The following is a 20,596-nucleotide window of genomic DNA, read 5'->3' on the forward strand; positions in this document are numbered from 1 at the left end:
TGGGGTTGCCCTTTGGGCGCAGCTTTGCTTTGTCTTCGTCAAAGATTTCGGCCCCAGACAACGGTCGAACAGCCGAGAGGATCACAAAATGGCAAAAGTCGCGTTCCTTGGCCTTGGTGTCATGGGCTATCCCATGGCCGGTTTTCTGAAGGCCGCAGGTCATGACGTCACCGTCTACAACCGCACCTCCACCAAGGCTGAAGCCTGGGTGGCACAGCATGGCGGTGCCATGGCAATTACTCCGAAAGATGCCGTCAAAGATGCAGAGTTTGTCATGGCCTGTGTCGGCAACGATGACGATCTGCGCATGGTCTGTACGGGAGAGAACGGCGCGTTTCATGGCATGTCGGATGGAGCCATCTTTGTTGATCACACAACGGTTTCCAAAGTTGTCACATTAGAGCTCTATGCGGCTGCGGCAGCGCAAGGATTTGCCTTTGTCGATGCCCCGATATCGGGTGGTCAGGCCGGAGCCGAAAACGGGGTCCTGTCTATCATGTGCGGCGGCGATCAGGACGCTTATGATGCGGCGGAACCCCTGATGCAGGTTTACTCTAAGATCTGCCGCCGTATCGGAGAGAGCGGCACGGGCCAGATGACCAAGATGTGCAATCAAATTGCCATCGCCGGTGTCGTACAGGGCCTCAGCGAAGCGCTGCATTTTGCGGAAAAGGCCGGCTTGGACGGGCGCTCTGTGGTCGAGGTGATCAGTCAGGGCGCGGCTGGAAGCTGGCAGATGGTGAACCGCCACGAGGCGATGCTGGACGATCATTTCGATTACGGCTTTGCTGTGGACTGGATGCGCAAGGACTTGGGGATTTGTCTGGATGAGGCCAATTCAAACGGGGCTTCTTTGCCTCTGACGGCTTTGGTCGACCAGTTTTACAAGGATGTGCAGAAACTTGGCGGCGGGCGCTGGGATACGTCGTCGCTGTTCAAACGCCTGCGCGCTTTGGATTGAGGGATCAGGGGGCTGTCTGCCCCCTCTTGGCCCGGTGGGCCAATTCACCCCCCGAAGGTATTTTGAGCCAGATGAATAGGATCCCGGGCGTGACGGGACGGAGAACGATATGAGCGAATTGGTGAAGTTCTGGGCGGATGCGCTGCGTCAGCATTGGGGGCTGGACGCACGGTTGACGCGGCTGGACGGTGAATATGACCTGAACTTTTTGGTGGAGGCCACCAATGGGCAGGATTATGTGCTCAAGGTTATGCGTGCGGGCTGTGAGGCGGATCTGGTGGATCTGCAGATACAGGCGCTGGCTCATATTGCTTCGGAAGCACCGGGTTTGCCTTTTCCCAAGGTGTTTCCCGATTTGAATGGCGCTCTGTTGCCCGAGATTGCGGATTCTGAGGCCCAGCCGAGGCTGACCTGGTTGCTGGAATGCCTGCCGGGGCAATGCTATGCGAAGGCGGCAGCAAAATCCGAAGAACTGATCCTGAAACTGGGGCGCGTGTTGGGGGCAACTGACCGGGCCCTGGAAGGGTTCCAGCATGAGGGGTTGCATCGGGTCGGCTTCAAATGGGACCTGATGCAGGCGGATTGGATTGCGGAAAAGCTAGGCGCGATTTCAGATCCTTCGCGGCAAGCCTTGCTAAAGGAAATCTGCGGCGGGTTTGCAGCGATTTCCGGTACCCTTGCGGATCTGCCCAAGCAGGCCATTCACAATGATGCCAATGACTATAACATTCTGGTCGAAGGGGAGTTGAGCGAACGGCGGCGAATATCGGGGCTGATTGATCTGGGTGACATGTGCGCGGCGCCGCGGGTTTGCGATCTGGCGATTGCCGGGGCCTATATCGTGTTGGACCATCCCAAGCCGGAACGGGCGTTGGCTGCGTTGGTGAAAGGGTATCACGCGGCCAACCGGCTGCGCGAGGATGAGGTGGATTTGATCTGGCCGTTGTTGCGGATGCGGCTTGCCGTGTCTGTTGTCAACTCGACCCTGATGGCCGCCGAGAACCCGGATGATCCTTATGTGACAATCTCTCAAGCGCCCGCATGGCGGTTTCTTGAGAACGCTTCGGTCAATGGTGGCCTCATGTCGGCGCGTTTGCGGGCGGCTTGTGGATTGCCGGTGGTCGATGGGGCCGAACGGATCCATGCCCATCTACAGGAGCATCGCGGTCAGTTCGCTCAGATGTTCGATCAGGATCTGAGAGATGTGCCCATGGGCTCGCTGTCGGTTGAAAACTGTGTCTGGCCGCAGAATCCGTTCCACATGCCTCTGGCCGAGGCCGCACGAGTGGGCGAGGAATATGGGCAAGATCTGTGGTTGGGCTACTACAACGAACCCCGCTTGATCTATGCCGAACCGGGCTTCCGCAAGGGTCCGTGGAAAGCCTCGGACCGGCGGACAGTGCATTTGGCCGTGGATGTGTTTGCGCCTGCCGGGACGGTGCTGCACGCGCCCATGAGCGGGCGGGTTGAGGTCGTCGAGAACCGCGACAGCCACCTCGACTATGGCGGGGTGATCATCCTGCATCACGAAACGCCCGAAGGTGATCCGTTTTATACGCTCTATGGTCATCTGGATCCAGAATGCTGTGACAGGCTGAAACCCGGCGATCCGGTAGCACAGGGGGCGGCGTTTGCCCGGCTGGGCGATGCCAGCCAGAATGGCGGATGGTCCCCTCATGTGCATTTCCAACTGGCCTTGACCACCGATGGCATGGAGGCGGACTGGCCCGGTGTAGGCGATCCTGACGAGATGGAGCTGTGGCACGCGGTCTGTCCGAACCCCGCCGCCTTGCTGAACCTGCCGGATGACAAGGTGTTTTACCAACCCACTGACAAGCAGGCGATCCAGCAAGGGCGACGCGATCATTTTGGTGGTAACCTGTCTCTGACCTATGACGATCCGGTCATGCTGGTGCGTGGGTGGAAACACCACCTGTTCGACGAATGGGGCCGCCCCTATCTGGACGCCTATAACAACGTTCCTCATGTCGGCCATGCGCATCCGCGTATTCAGGCTGTGGCAGCGGACCAGCTGAGGCGGATGAATTCGAACACCCGCTATCTGCATCCGGCCCAGACCGCTTTTGCCGACAAAATCCTGTCAAAACTGCCAGATCACTTTGAAGTCTGCTTCTTCGTCAATTCCGGAACCGAGGCTAATGAGCTCGCTCTGCGGCTGGCCCGTGCCCATACCGGATCGAAGGGGATCGTGACACCGGATCACGGCTATCACGGGAATACGAACGCGGCCGTGGCGATCTCGGCCTACAAATTCAACAAACCGGGTGGCGTCGGCAAAGCCGACTGGGTTGAACTGGTTGAGGTTGCGGATGACTACCGTGGTTCGTTCAAGCGCGACGATACCGATCGGGCCCAGAAATTTGCCGATCTTGTAGATCCGGCAATCACGGCCTTGAACGCGCGCGGGCAAGGCGTCGCCGGGTTCATCGCCGAGACCTTCCCCTCGGTCGGAGGACAGATCATTCCACCCAAGGGCTATCTGCCTGCGGTTTATGAGAAAATACGCGCCGCAGGTGGTGTTTGCATCGCCGATGAGGTGCAGACAGGTCTTGGTCGTCTGGGCGAGTACTACTTTGGTTTTGAACACCAGGGCGCACTTCCCGATATCGTTGTGATGGGCAAACCTATCGGAAACGGGCACCCTCTGGGCGTGTTGGTGACGACCAAAGAAATCGCCGATAGTTTCAACAACGGGATCGAGTTCTTTTCCACTTTTGGCGGCTCAACCCTGTCCTGCCGGATCGGCAAAGAGGTGTTGGACATCGTCGACGACGAAGCTCTGCAAGACAATGCCCGCCTGATGGGAGACCGTCTGATGAACGGGTTGCGTCAGATCGAAAACGACTTTGGCTGTGTTGGCGACGTGCGGGGCATGGGGCTGTTCCTTGGTGTGGAACTGATTAACACTGACGGATCAGAGGGAACCGAGATTTGCAGCTATGTCAAAAACCGGATGCGCGACCATCGTATTCTGATCGGTAGCGAAGGACCAAAGGACAACATCCTGAAGATCCGCCCGCCGCTGACCATCGAGGCCGAGGATGTGGATATGATCCTTTGGGCGTTGCGAGACGTGCTGTCAGAGGTGGGCGATTACACCCCTGCCCCGGTTTGCGATCACGATCATCATCATGCCGGATGTGGGTGCTGCTGAACAAAATAACCCCGGCGCAATGCCGGGGTTAAGCCGTCCTGAATCGGGGATCAGTGGAGAACGGCCGAGGGGGTATGGTGTCCCGTAGTAGGGATCCTGAACCCGGCCGTCATGCGTCTGAGGGCAAGGCCAAGTTCTTCTGACAACGCGGCAAGCGCAGGTGCAAAATCCGGGCGTACGATCAGAGATGCCATCATCATTGCGTCTTCACGCGCACCTTCAGAGGCGGCTGAAATCATCTGAGCGAAACAGTTTTCGTCCGCGCCAAGACACGCACATCCCAACCCATGCCTGATCAATGGACGACGACCGTAATTTGCGCAAAGTGAACACAGGCGATCCAGTGTCAGCATCGCGGCCTGCCCGCTCTCTGCCCCCAAAGCGATCTGAAAGTCACTGGCAGCATCGGCCCTTGCACCTTCACCCGCGCTCCACATGCGCAGATACATGACCGCCCCCGCCTCAACGAGGTCCAAGTCAGCAAGGCGACCTACCGTAGCGCCGCCGCGCGTTTTGCCAGCGCTCATTTCGTCAGGATCAGTTTGCCCGCGCGGGTAATGCGCAGGGTGTAGAGTTGGTCGCCCAATTCGATATGTGCCAGGTTGCCGCCTTTTGTCAGGTCTTCGGCCTTGTGCGCGGGAAGCATCGAGACAGCGTAACCTTGGGTTGGGGTCGGGTTCTGAACGTTCATCGGGACATCTCCAGAGCGTTTCGGCTTAGTGCCAATTCAGTTGCGTTTCATGTGATCTGGCTGACCTCGAATGGGCTGGCTTTCTGTTCCTGCGGTTAATCTGATTATTTTAGTAAGGATTGTCAAGTGTCGTTTCACCACAAGTGATTGCGCCCAGAAAAAGGGCGGGTTACCTCTGTGGGCAGAGGGGAAAAGGCAGGAAAAACATGACCGCAACTGTTGTATTTGATCTGGATGGAACGCTGGTGGACAGCCTGGGTGATTTGGCTTCGGCGACAAACCGAATGCTGGATGACACCGGGCAGGATCCCCTGTCCTTCGAGATCATCAAGGGATTCGTTGGAAATGGTCTGCCCAAACTGGTCGAACGCGTAATCCGCCACTGCGATCTGTCGATGGACCGTCACGCGGAATTGGCACAATTGACCCTCAAGCACTATAACGCCGCTGCCAGTGAGACGACCGTTCCTTATCCCGGAGTTCCCGCCGCGTTGGAACGTTTGCAACAAATGGGCTGCGTTCTGGGCGTGTGCACCAACAAGCCCGAAGCCCCGGCGCGGCATGTGCTGGAGGCGTTGAACCTGTCGCAATTCTTCGACGTCGTGCTTGGTGGCGACAGTCTGCAGACACGGAAACCAGACCCTCAACATCTGTTTGCAAGCTTCGACGCCCTTGACGGATCAGGACCGCGTATTTTTGTCGGAGACAGCGAGGTTGACGCTGAAACCGCTGTCAGGGCAAAAGTCCCGTTTCTTCTGTTCACGGAAGGATATCGAAAATCCCCCGTACAGGACATTCCGCATGATATTGCTTATGAGGCTGCCGCCGACCTGCCCGCTCATGTGACAACACTGGCCACGGCCTGAGCGCAATCGGTTTTCCAAGCCCGGCGCGTCTTCACGTCTCCAAAAAGTTAAGAGGGGCCGGCCGAGGGGGTGTGACCAGCCCCTCATCGGGGAAAGTAGTTACCGTGTGTTTGTGTGGTAAGTACGGTAGGTCATGTTTACCCTTGATAGGCCCCGCGCGAAATTGGGGGTTTCCCGTAGTTGTGTAAAATTCCCTGAAAACCTGTCGAAAACGGCTGCAAAGTCATCTCGATTTACCCCTCTTCCCTTGCATTCATCCCGGCCCGGCGCTCTGGTGGTATGCAAGGTGGAAATGAGGGACAAATCGGGCGAAAGGTAACCCATGGAAAAACCGGGCAGAAATCGCAAACTGTCGGCTTTGCCAGTGCTGCAAGGTGTCTTGCCTTTGGACCGATCACGCCTTCCTGCCGAGATGCTTGCAGGGCTTACATTTGCCTGCCTCGCGATACCCGAAGTGATGGGTTACACCAAAATTGCGGGTACGCCGGTCGTCACCGGGCTGTATACGATCCTGATTCCCATGGCCCTGTTCGCCCTATTCGGCTCATCACGGCACCTGGTGGTCGGGGCCGATTCGGCAACGGCAGCCATTACCGCCTCGGCCCTTGCGGGCATGGCGGTTACAGGCTCGTCCGAGTATCTGGCTTTGGCATCGCTTCTGGCATTGATGGCTGCCGTGCTTTTGATCGGCGCACGGATCATCGGATTGGGATTTCTGGCCGATTTCCTGTCTCGTACCGTTCTTGTTGGTTTCCTGACCGGCGTAGGCATTCAGGTCGCCACGGGTGAAATACCCGGTCTATTGGGGATCGAGGCCACGGGGCACGGCACGCTTGCGCGACTGACCGATGTTTTCAACAATTTGGCTCAGGTCAGTTGGCCAACCGTGTGTGTATCGGCGGCCGTTCTTGGAATTGTGCTTGCCTGCACAATGTTGTCGCGAAAAGTACCAGGACCTTTGATCGCGATCGTGGGGGTGATCTTATGCAGTTGGGCCTTTTCCTTCGAAACGGTGGGAATTGCCCTGCTGGGAACAGTGCCCGGCGGCTTGCCATCGATCTCGATCCCCGAGGTGGATTGGAGTTGGACCCTGTTCAAACAACTCCTGCCCACTGCACTGTCCATCTTCGTTGTCATTCTGGCCCAAAGCGCTGCGACCTCGCGCGCGTACGCGGCCCGATATGACGAGAGGTTCAGCGAGAACACAGACCTGGTCGGGCTTGGGCTTGCCAATTTCGGAGCGGCATTCACCGGCACATTTGTGGTCAACGGCAGCCCCACCAAAACCGAAATGGTCGCCAGCGCGGGTGGCCGTAGTCAGGTGGCGCAACTGACAACGGTTGCCATAGTCCTGCTTGTGATCCTGTTTCTGACCAAACCGCTTGCCTATCTGCCGAATGCCGCCTTATCCGCTATCGTCTTCCTGATCGGGTTGAAACTGATCGATCTGCATGGTCTGACAACGATTTACAAACAAGCCCGATCCGAGTTCTGGGTGGCCACTGCGACGGCAGCTGTGGTTGTCGTGGTCGGCGTGGAACAAGGCATCATCTTTGCAATGGTCCTGTCGCTGGTCGATCACACCCGCAGAGGGTATCGCCCAAAGAACGCTGTGATTGTCAAAACCCAGTCTGGTGGCTGGCATTCAAAAGATCTGGCCCCGCCTAACCAGTTCGAGCCCGGCCTCGTGATCTATCGGTTTTCGCACGGCATGTATTACGCAAACACGCAGCGTTTTACCGATGAAGTCACCGCCATTGCTCAAGGCCCGGACGCCAAACCTGAATGGTTCTGCCTTGACGCGTCAGCCATAGATGAGGTCGATTTCACCGCCGGATACGCCTTGCGCAACATGGCCGGGGTCCTGAATGAAAACAACATCCAACTGGTATTCACGCTGGTTGAGCCGGACGTAAAGGCCGAGTTGGATCGTTATGGCGTGACCGGCATTGTGGGTGAGACCGCGTTTTTCGACAGCGGCACTAGCCTCCTTGAAGCCTTTCACAAGCGTCAAAAGGTGTAACGATGTTCACTTAGTGATAGTGTTTCGCCTTCGACATCTTTCCAATGCCGGGATTGAACGAGTTGGTCGGGTCGCAGCACTTGTAATGCGCCGCCAGGTCCGGCTTGGCCGGGTACAAATGGCCCACATTGTGCTCGGCCGGGTATTCCGCACCGCGTTCGTCGAACAGCTTAAGCATCGCCGCCTTCAACGCCTTGGGGTCCGCGCCCTTTTTGACGATGTAATCCTGATGCATAACGTGGCACATGAAGTGGCCGTAGTAGAGTTTGTGCACCAGCTGGTTCTCGATCTCGGGCGGGAGTTTTTCAAGCCAGTCCTGATCGTTGCGGCGCAGCGCGACGTCCAATGCGATAATGTCTTCTACATCCGAGTTGTGCAGAGCCATGTAACGCACGGCGGCTCCGGCGGCGGCGAAACGATGCAAACCTGCAATCTTAGCCTCGCGGGCGTCGCATTCAAAATACCCGGCGTCGCGGTCTTCCAAGAAATCCGGCAACCACGCAGCGGCCTCTGCGATACCGTCATCTTTCATCTTCAGGATCAGGTGATGTTCGTACTTGTCGCGGAACTCGACCATCCGCTTGGGCAGAACACGCGGCCATAGCGCCACGGCCATTTGCATGAACCGGTCGGTGAAATTACCCAGCAACGGGATGCGCCGAAGACGTGCATCGACCGCGCCTTTCATTGCAAAGAAAAACGGTAAGCGGTCGGTGCCCAGTTTGTCGATCATCACAACCGTGTCCTTGCCGTATTTGGCAGTGATGTCGAACACCTCACGCTGCATATATTCGGCCGAGACGGGCAGAGATTTGAACCTGGACAGGATATGACGGCGCAAAGCGGCCAGATCATCGGGGTTGTTTGTTCCGATATAGAACACTTTTTCCGCGTCATTTTTCTTGAAGGTATCAAGACGTACGGCAAAGACCGCCAGTTTACCGGCAGAGCCAGCGGATTCGAACAGTTTGGCCTCGTCTGCGTTGAAGCGCGCAGGCGTTTCCGCGTCTACATCCCGCACGATCTGCGCATAATCGCTGGCTGAGGCGCGCTTGTTTGTGGCACCGGGGTTGCGGTCGAAAGTGCCGGCATCGAGGCTTGCCAGGATTTCCTCGGGCGTGTCGCCCAGATCAATGCCCAGATGGTTGACCAGTTCCAGTTCGCCTTGCTCGGATATCCGGGCGTACACGGACAGTTCGGTGTAAACGGGCCCACGCTCGACCAAAGACCCGCCCGAGTTATTGCAGACCCCACCCACAATCGATGCACCGATGCACGAGGAACCGATCACCGAATGCGGCTCGCGCCCCAGCGGAGCCAGCAGTTTTTCCAACGCGAAAAGGGTGGCACCGGGAAAGCTGACGATTTGCTCGCCATTGTTCAACGGGACCAGTGTATCCATCCGGCGGGTGTTGATCAGAACGACATCGCGGTCATAGCTGCCCGACGGTGTCGATCCTTCTGTCAGGCCGGTGTTGGCGGCCTGCATGATGACAATCTTGTCCGAGGCAACACAAGCTTGCAGAACCTTCCACTGTTCCGACAGCGTACCGGGCTGAATAACACAGAGCGCCTCACCCTCGCCCGAGCGGAAGCCACGCCGGAACCGTTCGGTCGCGCGCTCGCCAGTCAGGACGTGGCGCGATCCGACGATAGAACGGAAGTGTTTGATCAACTCGTCATTGGTCATGTCGGCTCCCATTTTGGGTTCAGGCGTTGCGGAAACGGATATTCTCGCGGCTCAACTGGTCAACGCTGGTGACGCCCATCAGTTTCATGTCGCGCTCAATCTCGGCCCGCATCAGGCCAAGCGCGCGCTCGACCCCCGCCTGCCCTGCGGCGGCCAACGGGTAGAGATAGTGCCGCCCGACGCCAACCGCCTTGGCCCCAATTGACAGTGCCTTTAGCACATGGGTGCCGCGCTGAATGCCGCTGTCCATCATAACGTCCAGCTTGTCGCCGACAGCATCGACAATTTCAGCCAGCTGATCGAAGGGCGTACGCGAGCCGTCCAATTGGCGGCCCCCGTGGTTCGACAGGATGATACCGGTGCATCCGATCTCGGCGGCACGCTTGGCATCTTCGACAGTCATAATACCCTTCAGGCAGAACTGCCCGTCCCAGTCGCGCACCATCTGTGCCACGTCATCCCAGTTCATCGACGGATCGAGCATGTCGGTAAAGTAGCCGCCAATCGAGCTGGCGCCGCCACCCATATCCACGTGCTCTTCAAGCTGAGGCAGACGGAACTTTTCGTGGGTGACGTAATTGATCCCCCACATCGGCTTGATCGCAAACTGGATCATGCCGCCCAGCGTCAGCCGGAACGGGATCGAGAACCCCGTGCGCAAGTCGCGCTCACGATTGCCGCCGGTGATGCTGTCGACGGTCAGCATCATGACCTCGACACCCGCCTCTTTCGCGCGCTGCATCATGGCGGCGTTCAGGCCCCGATCCTTGTGGAAATAGAACTGATAGACCTGCGGGTTCTTATGCTTTTTCCGAAGCTCTTCCAACGACACCGTGCCCAGTGAGGATACGCCGAACATCGTCCCGTATTTCTCGGCCGCAGCTGCCACCGCGCGTTCGCCCTGATGGTGGAACAGACGCTGCAAGGCAGTGGGCGAGCAATAGACGGGCATGTCCAGCTTTTGCCCCATCACCGTGACCGACATATCCACGTCTGACACTCCGCGCAGGACCGACGGCAACAGATCACACCGGTCAAACGCGTTGGTGTTTTCCCGATACGTCACCTCATCATCCGCGCCACCGTCGATGTAGTTGAAGATGGGGCCCGGCAGCCGCTGCTTGGCCAGCCGCCGGAAGTCGTGGAAGTTATGACATTGGCTCAGACGCATCGGGCAGGCTCCTTAGTAAGCGACCGAGGGCAACCAGGTGGCGAGCGTCGGCCAGAGGAAGACTAACGCCAGACCGGTCAGCTGCAAAAGCACAAAGGGGATGATGCCTTTGTAGATGTGGGTCAGCTTGATCTCCGGCGGGCAGACGCCTTTCAGGTAGAACAGGGCGAAGCCAACCGGCGGGGTCAGGAAGCTGGTTTGCAGCGTTACCGCGACCAGGATCACGAACCACACCAACGCCGGTTCATCCAATACGCCGAAGCCGGGGATGTCGATACCCAACCCGTTCACGATGGGGCGCATCAGAGGCAACACGATCAGCGTGATCTCGATCCAGTCCAGAACGAAGCCCAGCAAGAACACGATGAACAGGATGAACAGGATCGTACCGTTGGCTCCGAAACCGGTGGACTGCACCACATGTTCGATCAACTCGTCCCCGCCCAATTCACGCAGGACGTAGGAGAATACGGTCGCGCCAAGGAAGATCGCGAAGATGTACGCAGTGGTGTTGAAAGTCGACACCAGCACGTTCCACAGTTTGGCAAAGGTCAGCTTGCGATAGCCTAGCGCCAGCAGCGTGGCGCCCAGCGCACCGATGCCCGAGGCTTCGGTCGGTGTGGTCAGACCCGCAAAGATCGAACCTAGCACGGCGAGGATCAGCATCAGCGTCGGGATGACGGCGATCAGAACGTCCTTGACAGCGGCCCAGTCGGGGGCTTTTGCGCCCTCGGGCACAGGGGCTGCGTCACGTTTGATCAAGGCTAGTAGGAAGATGTAGGTCAGGTACAGCCCGCCGATGATGACACCGGGGAAAACGGCTGCCATGAACAGATCGCCGACAGACAAGGCCATCTGGTCGGCCATGATCACCAGCATGATCGAGGGCGGGATCAGGATACCCAGCGTACCGGACGCTGAAACAACGCCAGCAGCCAATGTCGGTTGATACTTCTGCTGCATCATCGACGGCAACGACAGCACGCCCAACAAGACCACCGAGGCTCCGATAATGCCTGTAGAGGCCGCCAGAATGATCCCAATCAGGGTCACGGTAATCGCCAGACCTCCGCGCACGGTGCCGAACAGGCGCTGCATCGAGGACATCAAACGCTCGGCCACACCGGATTCGTCCAGCATCAGGCCCATGAAGATGAACATCGGCAAGGCGACCAGAACCGCGTTGGACATGGTGGCATAAACGCGGTTCACCACAGCACCCAGGGTCAGGTAATCGAGCCCGGTAAAGGTGCTCTCAAGACCCGTCCACAGCATAAGATCGTTGTCGAACAGGTAAGCCAGACCGCAATAGGCCACACCGACACCCGCCAGCACCCATGCCACCGGATAGCCAGTGAACAGCAGCGCAATGAAGGTCAGGAACATCGCGATGACCAGCTTTTCCTCGGTCGTTTCGACAAGGAAGGTCAAGCCCACGCAAACAGCGGCGAACACGGCCAGAACCAGCAGGATACGGCGCAGCGGCGCGCCTTCCCGTTCCGAGGCCGGTCCATAGAGCAGCGCGTGCCCGTCGTGGATCAGCCGTGCGAGTGCAGCCAGTGCGAGCAGGATGAAACTGATCGGAATGACAGCCTTGAATGCCCAGCGTGCAGGCAGGCCAGTTGGGCTGTCCGAGCGTTCATTCACGCGGAAGCTTTCGTAGAAATAGTCATACCCCTGGTCGACCATCAAATAGATGAAAGGGGTCAACAGAGTCAGGATGCCGATCACTTCGATGATCCGCTGCGCCCGGCGGGACAACTGCATATGCAGGACGTCAACGCGGACATGGCTGTCGGTGATCAAGGCATATGAGATGCCGATCATCGTGACGACGCCGTAGAAATGCCACTGGATCTCATCCAGCTTGGGATAGTTCTGGCTGAACAGGTAGCGCAGCGAAACCTGGCTAAAGATCGCGGCCATCAGCAGGATATTCGCCCACATGACCACATGTCCTACCGCTTTGACGCTGGTGTCGATGGCGACGGCGATCTTCTGACGGTCGGTATCTGGATGTTCCAGGATGCCTTCATAGGCTTCGACCGGATCATTTGTATATTTTTCGTTGGCCATGGTCATTCCTCGCTCAGCACCCCGGCGCGCGGGACGGTGAAGGGTTAGAAATTCCGATTTCGGGAGAGTTCGGAGCGGCGGACTCCGCCGCCCCGGTTACGTCAGTTAGGGAGAGTTTACTGACGTGGGAGGAACGCGTTGGTCTTCCAGAGGTTATAGCCGTCGCGGAATTCGTTCATGTCCGCCAGGACTTGGGCAAAGAAAGCATCGTTTGCGGCTTCTTCAGCAGCAACCTCGTCCCACGTTGCGCGGAATGTATCCAGCATCTCGGGCGACCACTGCTTGATGGTGACACCGTTGTTTTCAACGTTGTCGATCAGTGCGGCATGCTGGATCGCTTCACCTTCGGCAAAGCTGTCTGCCATCGACGCTTTGCAGGCGCTTTCGATGATCGCCTTATGCTGGTCGCTGGTTTCATTCCAGACGTCTTTGTTGATCAGCAGCTCAAACACAGTCGCCTGCTGGTGCCAGCCGGGGAAATAGTTGAACTTGACCAGTTTATGGAAGCCCAGGCGCGCATCAATGGCGGGCATCGAGAATTCAGTCGCGTCAATCGCGCCTTTTTCCAGCGCGGGGAAGATCTCACCACCTGGCAACAGCGACGTTGCAACACCCAACTTCTGCATGACTTTGCCGCCCAGACCAAAGAAACGCATCTTCAGACCGTTCAGGTCTTCGGGCGAGTTGATCTCGGTCGCGAACCAACCCGAGGTTTCGGGTGCGATGATCGCGCAAGGCAGAACTTTTACGTTGTAACCGGCCTGATCATACATTTCCTGATACAGGGTCATGCCGTTGCCGTAATAGAGCCACGCCATGTATTCACCCGCTTCGGGGCCGAAAGGCACAGCCGAAAACAGCGGCGCAGCCGGGATTTTACCGGCCCAATATCCAGCTGTGGTGTAGCCCGAGTTGATCTTGCCAGTGGATACCGCGTCCAAAATCTCGAACGGCGGAACCAGCTTGCCCGGCTCGTACACTTTCATCTTCAGCGTGCCGCCTGACATCACGTCAAGCTGTTCGGCAACACGCGGGATCGGCGAGCCCAGGCCTGGCAATTCGGTCGAGAACGCAATCGGCGTTTTCAACAGCAGTTTGTCTGCGGCAACCGCAGGTGCGGCGATAATGCTGGCCGCCACGGCCAAGCTCGTCAGGGTCTTCTTCATGAGATCTCCTCCAGGGTTGGTCGGGGTTTCAGCCCGATCATTGGCGCAGGCTCTTCCAGCGCCGCTCCGGTGGTAAACTAACTTTACCATTACGATCCAGTCAACAATTTTGTTTACCACTGGATATGAAGCTGCTTTCACTCGCAGCGTGACCGCGCGGTTCGTCAGCGTGTTGCGTTTTTGGTTCAGATTTTAAAATCCTGCAATTTTCCCAATCAATTCTGGCAATTATGCCTAGGAATTCAGCGAACCGTGTTTTCTTGAAAATTACCGCGATATGGTTATATTTATTTACCAGTAATATGATCTTCGCATTTCATATGAGGCAAAACCCATGAGCACCAAGGCGATTTTTGAACCGGTCGGACACGAATCGCTGGCAGACGCTGTTGTCTCTCAAATCGAAGATCTGATCGCATCGGGCATACTTAAACAGGGGCGCAAGCTGCCTTCCGAGCGTGATCTGGCAGAGATGCTGCGCGTGTCGCGCCCGAAATTGCGCGAAGCGCTGGCCGTGCTGGAAGAGCGCGGCTTGGTGACCACTCAGCACGGAGAAGGTACATTTGTAGCCGCCCTGACAGGGCAGGCGATGCTACCGGCGTTGCTCTCACTTTATGAACGGCACGAGCCCGCGTTTTTTGACTATCTTGAATACCGTCGCGAGCAAGAAGGGTTTGCCGCCCGCCTGGCCGCCCGACGCGCGACCAAGGCGGACAAGGAGCGAATTGCCGAGATTCTGGCGGAAAACCAACGCGCCTGGGAAGAAAATGATGCCTTGGCCTCGCGCGAGGCTGATTTCGCGCTGCATTCAGCCATTGTTGATGCCAGCCAAAATGCAACTCTTATCCATATGATGGCCTCCATCTATGAATTGACCAAGCAAGGCGTCTTCTACAACCGCAGCTTTTTGAAGTCGATTGACGGGTCAGGCAAGAAATTGCTGGAACAGCATCTTGAATTGGGTCAAGCCGTGATCGACAGCGATGAAGAGCGTGCGGAACAGGCTGCGTTTGCACACATCGATTTCGTTGAAGATTCCTTCAAACTGGGAATCGAACAGCAACGCCGCGAAGCCATGGCTGAAAAGCGTCGGATATTGTCGCGCTGATGATTTGTGGGCGGTCAGCCCGTCACGTCCAATGCGCCCAACATGCCGGTTTCCTTAACCGCCTCCATCGCCACAAAGGTGGATGTACTCGCCACATGTGGCAGAGACGAAATCTTTTCTGCCAGCACCGCGCGGTATTCTGACATGGATCCGGTTCGAACCTTCAAAAGATAGTCGAAGTTTGACGCAATCATATGGGCCTGCTCGACTTCTGCGATCCGGCGAACGGCGGCATTGAACTCGGCCAGTGCCTTTTCTCGCGTGTCTGTCATACGCACCTCGACAAAGGCCACGTGATCCAGACCCAATCTGATCGGGTCAAGCATTGCCCGATACCCTTTTATCACGCCACTCGCCTCGAGCCGCTTTAGCCGCGCTTGCGTCGGTGATTTCGACAAACCGATCTCGCGCGCAAGATCAGCAACCGAAACACGGCCATCCTCAGCCAATATTTTCAGAATCGACCGGTCGAAGCGGTCCAGATTAGGGAAGTTCATTTACACTGCCTTTCACCGTAAATTCGGAACACTCGCCTGTTGATAGGTCAAACTCAGTCCGTTGTCCCGTTTCTTCCGACATATATTATCACAAAGACCGGAGGACCCATGTCACATAACCTGCGTACACTCATTGACACCCCAACCTATGCCGATCAGTCGGCTGTTCTTGATACCCTGATCACTCAGGCCAACCTGACGAACACAGATCGCAACGCCATCTGTGCTGCTGCCGCGCAGCTGGTTCGCGACATCCGGTCCAGCACCTCACCCGGCTTGATGGAGGTATTTTTGGCCGAATATGGCCTGTCCACCGACGAAGGCATCGCCCTAATGTGTCTGGCCGAAGCACTGCTGCGCGTACCCGATGCCGATACGATCGATGCGTTGATCGAAGATAAGATCGCGCCATCCGATTGGGGCAAACATCTGGGGCAATCCTCATCATCGCTGGTGAACGCATCGACCTGGGCGCTGATGCTGACCGGCAAGGTGCTGGACGAAGGCCAGGCCTCTCCGGTCGGTGCGCTGCGCGGTGCAATCAAGCGCTTGGGCGAGCCCGTGATCCGTACCGCCGTGGCGCGTGCGATGAAAGAAATGGGGCGGCAATTCGTTTTGGGTGAAACCATTCAGTCCGCCATGAAACGTGCGCGGGGGATGGAGGATAACGGCTATACCTATTCCTATGACATGCTGGGCGAAGCCGCACGCACCGAGGCGGACGCCGCGCGCTATCACCTGTCCTATTCGCGCGCCATTTCGGCCATTGCCGAGGCCTGCATCCATGACGACATCCGCGCCAATCCCGGCATCTCGGTCAAGCTGTCCGCCCTGCATCCTCGCTATGAGCTGGCGCAGGAGCAGCGTGTCATGGACGAGTTGGTCCCGCGCCTGCGGGCTCTGGCATTGCTGGCCAAAGCCGCTGGCATGGGTCTGAACGTCGATGCCGAAGAGGCAGACCGCCTTTCGCTATCGCTGCAAGTCATAGAGGCAGTCATGTCTGATCCAGCCCTCGCCGGGTGGCACGGGTTCGGTATCGTGGTGCAGGCCTACGGGCCGCGCGCCGGTCTGGTTCTCGATACGCTTTACGATATGGCGCAGCGCCACGACCGCAAGCTGATGGTGCGTCTGGTCAAAGGCGCCTATTGGGACACAGAAATCAAACGTGCGCAGGTCGAAGGGGTGGATGGGTTTCCGGTCTTCACCCACAAGGCGGCAACCGATGTTTCCTACATCGCCAATGCCCGCAAACTGCTGAACATGACCGACCGGATCTATCCGCAATTTGCGACCCACAACGCCCATACGGTCAGCGCCATCCTGCATATGGCCGACGATCAACCTTATGAGTTCCAGCGCCTGCATGGCATGGGCGAGACTCTGCATCAGATCGTCATGGGCAAGCAGAACACCCGGTGCCGCATCTATGCGCCGGTCGGGGCGCATCGCGACTTGCTGGCCTATCTGGTACGACGCCTGCTGGAAAACGGGGCAAACTCTTCTTTCGTGAACCAGATCGTCGACGAAAACGTGCCGCCGGAAGAGGTCGCCGCAGACCCGTTTATCATCGTACAGACGCCGCCGCCCGCCCTACCGACAGGGCCCGAGCTGTTTCAACCAGAGCGCCCTAACTCCAAAGGGTTTGATCTGCACCACACGCCCACTCTGGATCGGATCGAAGCAGCGCGGGATGGGTTCCGCGCGCATCATTGGTTTGCTCAACCCTTGTTGGCCGACAAGGCCAAGCCAGAGGCCGAAGAACCTGTTACCAACCCGGCCAATCCGCAGGACCGGCCCGGGTCCGTTGCGCCAGCCAGCGCGGCGGATGCAGAGCTGGCCCTGGCCTCGGCCAACCCCTGGGACGCACCGGCTGCTGAGCGTTCGCGCGTTCTGAACGCTGCTGCCGATCTCTATGAAGCGAACTATGGCGAGCTTTTCGCCCTTCTTGCTCGCGAAGCCGGGAAATCCCTGCCTGACGCGGTGGCGGAACTTCGCGAGGCGGTGGACTTCCTGCGGTATTACGCAGCCAATATTCCTGCGGCCAAGTCTGCCGGAATCTTTACCTGCATCAGTCCCTGGAACTTCCCTCTGGCTATTTTCTCAGGGCAGATCGCAGCGGCGCTGGCCACCGGAAACGCTGTGTTGGCCAAACCTGCGCCTCAGACGCCTTTGGTTGCGCATCGCGCCATTCAATTGATGCACGAGGCAGGCGTGCCTCGCGATGCGTTGCAATTGCTGCCAGGCGGGCCTGCTGTGGGCGCGGCGCTAACGTCGGATGAACGCGTTTCGGGCGTGGCCTTTACCGGGTCTACAGCCACCGCGCTCAAGATCAGGGCCGCGATGGCCGGGAACATGCGCCCCGGTACGCCGCTGATCGCGGAAACCGGCGGTCTGAACGCCATGATCGTCGACAGCACCGCCCTGCCCGAACAAGCCGTGCAATCGATCATCGAAAGTGCCTTTCAGTCGGCAGGCCAGCGCTGTTCAGCCCTGCGGTGCCTGTATCTGCAGGAAGACATCGCCGACGACGTTTTGACCATGCTCAAAGGCGCAATGGACGCCCTGAGCATTGGAGACCCCTGGCTCATCTCAACCGATTGCGGCCCGGTCATCGACGAACAGGCCCGGCAAGGCATAGCTGATCACGTGACCACGGCGCGCGGCGAAGGGCGGGTTCTGAAAGAGCTTCCGCTGCCGCCCGAAGGCACTTTTGTTGCCCCAACACTGATCGAGGTTTCTGGCATTACCGCGCTGGAACGCGAGATTTTTGGACCCGTACTGCACGTGGCCCGGTTCAAGGCGCAGGACATCGACAAGGTCATCGCCGATATAAACGCCACTGGATATGGCCTGACCTTTGGCCTGCACACGCGCATCGACGACCGGGTCCAGCATGTGACCGAGGCGATCCATGCGGGCAACATTTATGTGAACCGCAACCAGATCGGCGCCATCGTCGGTTCGCAACCCTTTGGTGGCGAAGGTCTGTCGGGCACCGGCCCCAAGGCGGGCGGGCCGAACTACATGGCCCGCTTCTGCGCGCCGGATCGTCAAAATACGGCGGATACTTGGAGCACCGTGGCCGACCTGCCAGCCCCTCAAGGGCAACCAGCGCCAGTCAAAACCCAATCCTTGCCCGGTCCGACCGGAGAATCGAACCGCCTGAGCGAATACCCTCGCCAGCCATTGCTGTGTATGGGGCCCGGAGAGGCCGCAGCGCGCGCCCAGGCCGAGGCTGTTCAGGCGCTGGGTGGCAACGCCATTCAAGCAACCGGAATGCTTGACCTGCATCGGTTGGAAAACCTGACCGGCATCTCAGGTGTACTGTGGTGGGGGGATGACGAGACCGCCCGGCAGATCGAGCAACATCTGGCGCGCCGCGACGGCCCGATTCTGCCCCTGATCCCCGGCAAGCCTGACCGTGCGCGGGTTCTGGGCGAACGTCATGTCTGCGTCGACACGACAGCTGCGGGCGGAAACGCCGCGTTGTTGGGAGGTGCGGCATAAGCTTGCCTTGACGCTGGGCGCGCAAAAGCCCAGCGTCGCACCATGTTTCCGATCCGTGACCATAACCCTTCGGGGCGCACGCCTTATGTTGTCTATGCTCTGATGGCGGCCAACATCCTGATCTTCCTCAGCTATGTGGGGATCATGGATGACGGGCCGCGGATCGGCAGGCTGTTCTTCGACTACGCCATCATCCCGGCGCGGGTCAGCGATGGGTTCGGGCTGGAAACACTGGTGACGTCCATGTTCCTGCACGGCGGCTGGATGCATCTGGCCGGAAACATGCTTTTCCTTTGGATTTTCGGTGACAACCTGGAAGACGAGATGGGACACCTGCCCTTCTTGCTGTTCTATCTGGCAGCCGGGATTGGCGCTGGCCTCATTCACATCATCACCGGGCCGGACTCTCAGGTGCCGACCGTCGGCGCCTCGGGCGCAATTGCAGGTGTGATGGGTGGGTATCTGTTGCTGTTCCCGAAAGCGCGGGTGGATATCCTGCTGATCCTGATTGTCTATTTCAGGGTCTTCACAATTCCGGCCTTCATCATGCTGGGGGTCTGGCTGGCGATTCAGTTCTTTGGCAGCGTCACCAGCAACCCCGACGAAGGCGGCATTGCCTATTGGGCCCATACCGGAGGGTTTGCTGTGGGCCTGATCCTGTGCATACCGCTTTGGTTGCGGCGCGGAGGCGTGCAGTTTTGGGACCGCACCCATGGCCACCCGCCCCACCCGGAAGCGAAATACAAGCTTTCGCAGTCACGTATTCCACGTGTTCCGCGTAAGTAAGCTGAGAACTGTTTAGCCCCGGATAACCTTAGCGAACTGATCAAAGATCGGCTCGTTAGAACAGATCACTTCACCATCCTCCAGCACATTGCCTTCGGGGTTCAGTGCCTGCACGAAGCCGCCAGCCTCTTTCACGATGATGATACCGGCCGCCAGATCCCACGCGTTCAGGCGGCGTTCCCAGAAGCCTTCGTACCGGCCAGCGGCGACATACGCCATATCAAGCGCAGCGGCACCCCAGCGGCGTACACCAGCGCAAGCGGGCATGAGACGTGCCAGATCCTGCAGAGTCGCTGGCAGGTCCGAACGACCGCCAAACGGCAAACCCGTCGCAAAGACCGATTCAATCATGCGGTGACGGCCCGACACGCGAATACGCATATCGTTCATCCATGCGCCCTCGCCTTTTTCGGCAAAAAACATCTCGTCCTTGGCGGCATCATAGATCACACCGGCAACAATCTTGCCCTTGTGTTCAAGCGCGATTGAGATCGCCCAATGCGGCAGGCCGTGCAGAAAGTTGGTGGTGCCATCCAGCGGATCGACGATCCAGCGACGAGTCGGGTCTTCGCCGTCAATCGCACCACCTTCTTCGGCCAGCCAGCCATAGGTGGGACGTGCGCCTAGCAACTCCTCTTTCAGGACAGCCTCGGCGGCGATATCAGCTTTGGAAACGAAGTCCCCCGCGCCTTTCATCGACACCTGCAAATTCTCGACTTCACGGAAATCTTTGACCAAAGAACGCCCCGCTTTGCGCGCGGCTTTGATCATGATGTTGAGATTTGCACTGCCAACCATTGTCAAAAGGCTCCTGTCCGGTCAAACCGCGCGTATACTGCCGCAATGCGCCATTGCCAAGAGGAATGATACGCATAACGG

General features: G+C 58.1%; 14 protein-coding genes and 1 pseudogene. 7 read left to right on the plus strand and 8 right to left on the minus strand.

Annotated features, from left to right (window positions below):
- Positions 1-73: 73 nt before the first annotated feature.
- Both GOV90_RS17650 and GOV90_RS17655 read left to right on the plus strand, forming a co-directional pair.
- Positions 74-961, plus strand: a pseudogene (locus GOV90_RS17650) (NAD(P)-dependent oxidoreductase); the annotation flags it as partial.
- 109 nt (positions 962-1,070) lie between these two features.
- Positions 1,071-4,136 (plus strand): aminotransferase class III-fold pyridoxal phosphate-dependent enzyme, encoded by a 3,066-nt coding sequence (locus GOV90_RS17655; RefSeq protein WP_171091551.1) that lies wholly within the window; start codon positions 1,071-1,073, stop codon positions 4,134-4,136.
- Between the two features lie 50 nt (positions 4,137-4,186).
- On the opposite strand, the gene GOV90_RS17660 is transcribed toward GOV90_RS17655, so the two are convergent.
- Together GOV90_RS17660 and hemP are read right to left on the minus strand one after the other, a co-directional pair.
- Positions 4,187-4,663: a hypothetical protein gene (locus GOV90_RS17660; protein WP_171091554.1), complete on the minus strand. Its 477-nt coding sequence runs from the start codon at positions 4,661-4,663 to the stop codon at positions 4,187-4,189.
- A complete protein-coding gene (hemP, locus tag GOV90_RS17665) occupies positions 4,660-4,827 on the minus strand; it encodes a hemin uptake protein HemP (protein WP_083445319.1) in 168 nt (55 codons plus the stop codon). Before hemP ends, GOV90_RS17660 begins: the two co-directional genes overlap by 4 nt.
- Before the next feature lie 206 nt (positions 4,828-5,033).
- On the opposite strand from hemP, the gene gph reads away from it, so the two are divergent.
- Positions 5,034-5,693 carry a phosphoglycolate phosphatase gene (gene gph, locus GOV90_RS17670; RefSeq protein WP_171091556.1) on the plus strand — a complete coding sequence of 220 codons (660 nt, stop codon included), beginning with the start codon at positions 5,034-5,036 and terminating at the stop codon, positions 5,691-5,693.
- Positions 5,694-6,015: 322 nt separating this feature from the next.
- Positions 6,016-7,716, plus strand: a complete 1,701-nt coding sequence (locus tag GOV90_RS17675; RefSeq protein ID WP_171091558.1) for a SulP family inorganic anion transporter — start codon at positions 6,016-6,018, stop codon at positions 7,714-7,716.
- 10 nt (positions 7,717-7,726) lie between these two features.
- Here GOV90_RS17675 and dld read toward each other — a convergent pair whose 3' ends face one another.
- From dld to GOV90_RS17695, 4 genes are all read right to left on the minus strand, one after another.
- Positions 7,727-9,406 carry a D-lactate dehydrogenase gene (dld, locus tag GOV90_RS17680; RefSeq protein WP_171091560.1) on the minus strand — a complete coding sequence of 560 codons (1,680 nt, stop codon included), beginning with the start codon at positions 9,404-9,406 and terminating at the stop codon, positions 7,727-7,729.
- 19 nt (positions 9,407-9,425) lie between these two features.
- The gene (locus GOV90_RS17685; protein ID WP_171091562.1) at positions 9,426-10,577 is read right to left on the minus strand and encodes an alpha-hydroxy acid oxidase; all 1,152 of its coding nucleotides are present in this window, start codon (positions 10,575-10,577) and stop codon (positions 9,426-9,428) included.
- A 12-nt stretch (positions 10,578-10,589) separates the two neighbouring features.
- Positions 10,590-12,653 (minus strand): TRAP transporter large permease subunit, encoded by a 2,064-nt coding sequence (locus tag GOV90_RS17690; RefSeq protein WP_171091564.1) that lies wholly within the window; start codon positions 12,651-12,653, stop codon positions 10,590-10,592.
- Positions 12,654-12,769: 116 nt separating this feature from the next.
- Complete coding sequence (locus tag GOV90_RS17695) at positions 12,770-13,819, minus strand: TRAP transporter substrate-binding protein (RefSeq protein ID WP_171091566.1); 1,050 nt, start codon at positions 13,817-13,819, stop codon at positions 12,770-12,772.
- Positions 13,820-14,153: 334 nt separating this feature from the next.
- Here GOV90_RS17695 and GOV90_RS17700 point away from each other — a divergent pair, with 334 nt between their 5' ends.
- On the plus strand, positions 14,154-14,927 hold the full coding sequence (locus GOV90_RS17700) for a FadR/GntR family transcriptional regulator (RefSeq protein WP_171091568.1): 774 nt from the start codon (positions 14,154-14,156) through the stop codon (positions 14,925-14,927).
- A gap of 14 nt (positions 14,928-14,941) precedes the next feature.
- On the opposite strand, the gene GOV90_RS17705 is transcribed toward GOV90_RS17700, so the two are convergent.
- A complete protein-coding gene (locus GOV90_RS17705) occupies positions 14,942-15,424 on the minus strand; it encodes an Lrp/AsnC family transcriptional regulator (protein WP_171091570.1) in 483 nt (160 codons plus the stop codon).
- Between the two features lie 108 nt (positions 15,425-15,532).
- On the opposite strand from GOV90_RS17705, the gene putA reads away from it, so the two are divergent.
- Together putA and GOV90_RS17715 are read left to right on the plus strand one after the other, a co-directional pair.
- On the plus strand, positions 15,533-18,931 hold the full coding sequence (putA, locus tag GOV90_RS17710) for a bifunctional proline dehydrogenase/L-glutamate gamma-semialdehyde dehydrogenase PutA (RefSeq protein ID WP_171172875.1): 3,399 nt from the start codon (positions 15,533-15,535) through the stop codon (positions 18,929-18,931).
- Positions 18,932-18,973: 42 nt separating this feature from the next.
- The gene (locus GOV90_RS17715) at positions 18,974-19,717 is read left to right on the plus strand and encodes a rhomboid family intramembrane serine protease (RefSeq protein ID WP_171091573.1); all 744 of its coding nucleotides are present in this window, start codon (positions 18,974-18,976) and stop codon (positions 19,715-19,717) included.
- 12 nt (positions 19,718-19,729) lie between these two features.
- Here GOV90_RS17715 and GOV90_RS17720 read toward each other — a convergent pair whose 3' ends face one another.
- Positions 19,730-20,515: an inositol monophosphatase family protein gene (locus GOV90_RS17720; protein ID WP_171091575.1), complete on the minus strand. Its 786-nt coding sequence runs from the start codon at positions 20,513-20,515 to the stop codon at positions 19,730-19,732.
- Positions 20,516-20,596: the final 81 nt, after the last annotated feature.

Source organism: Ruegeria sp. HKCCA5929, from assembly GCF_013034525.1.
Taxonomy (GTDB): Bacteria; Pseudomonadota; Alphaproteobacteria; order Rhodobacterales; family Rhodobacteraceae; genus Ruegeria.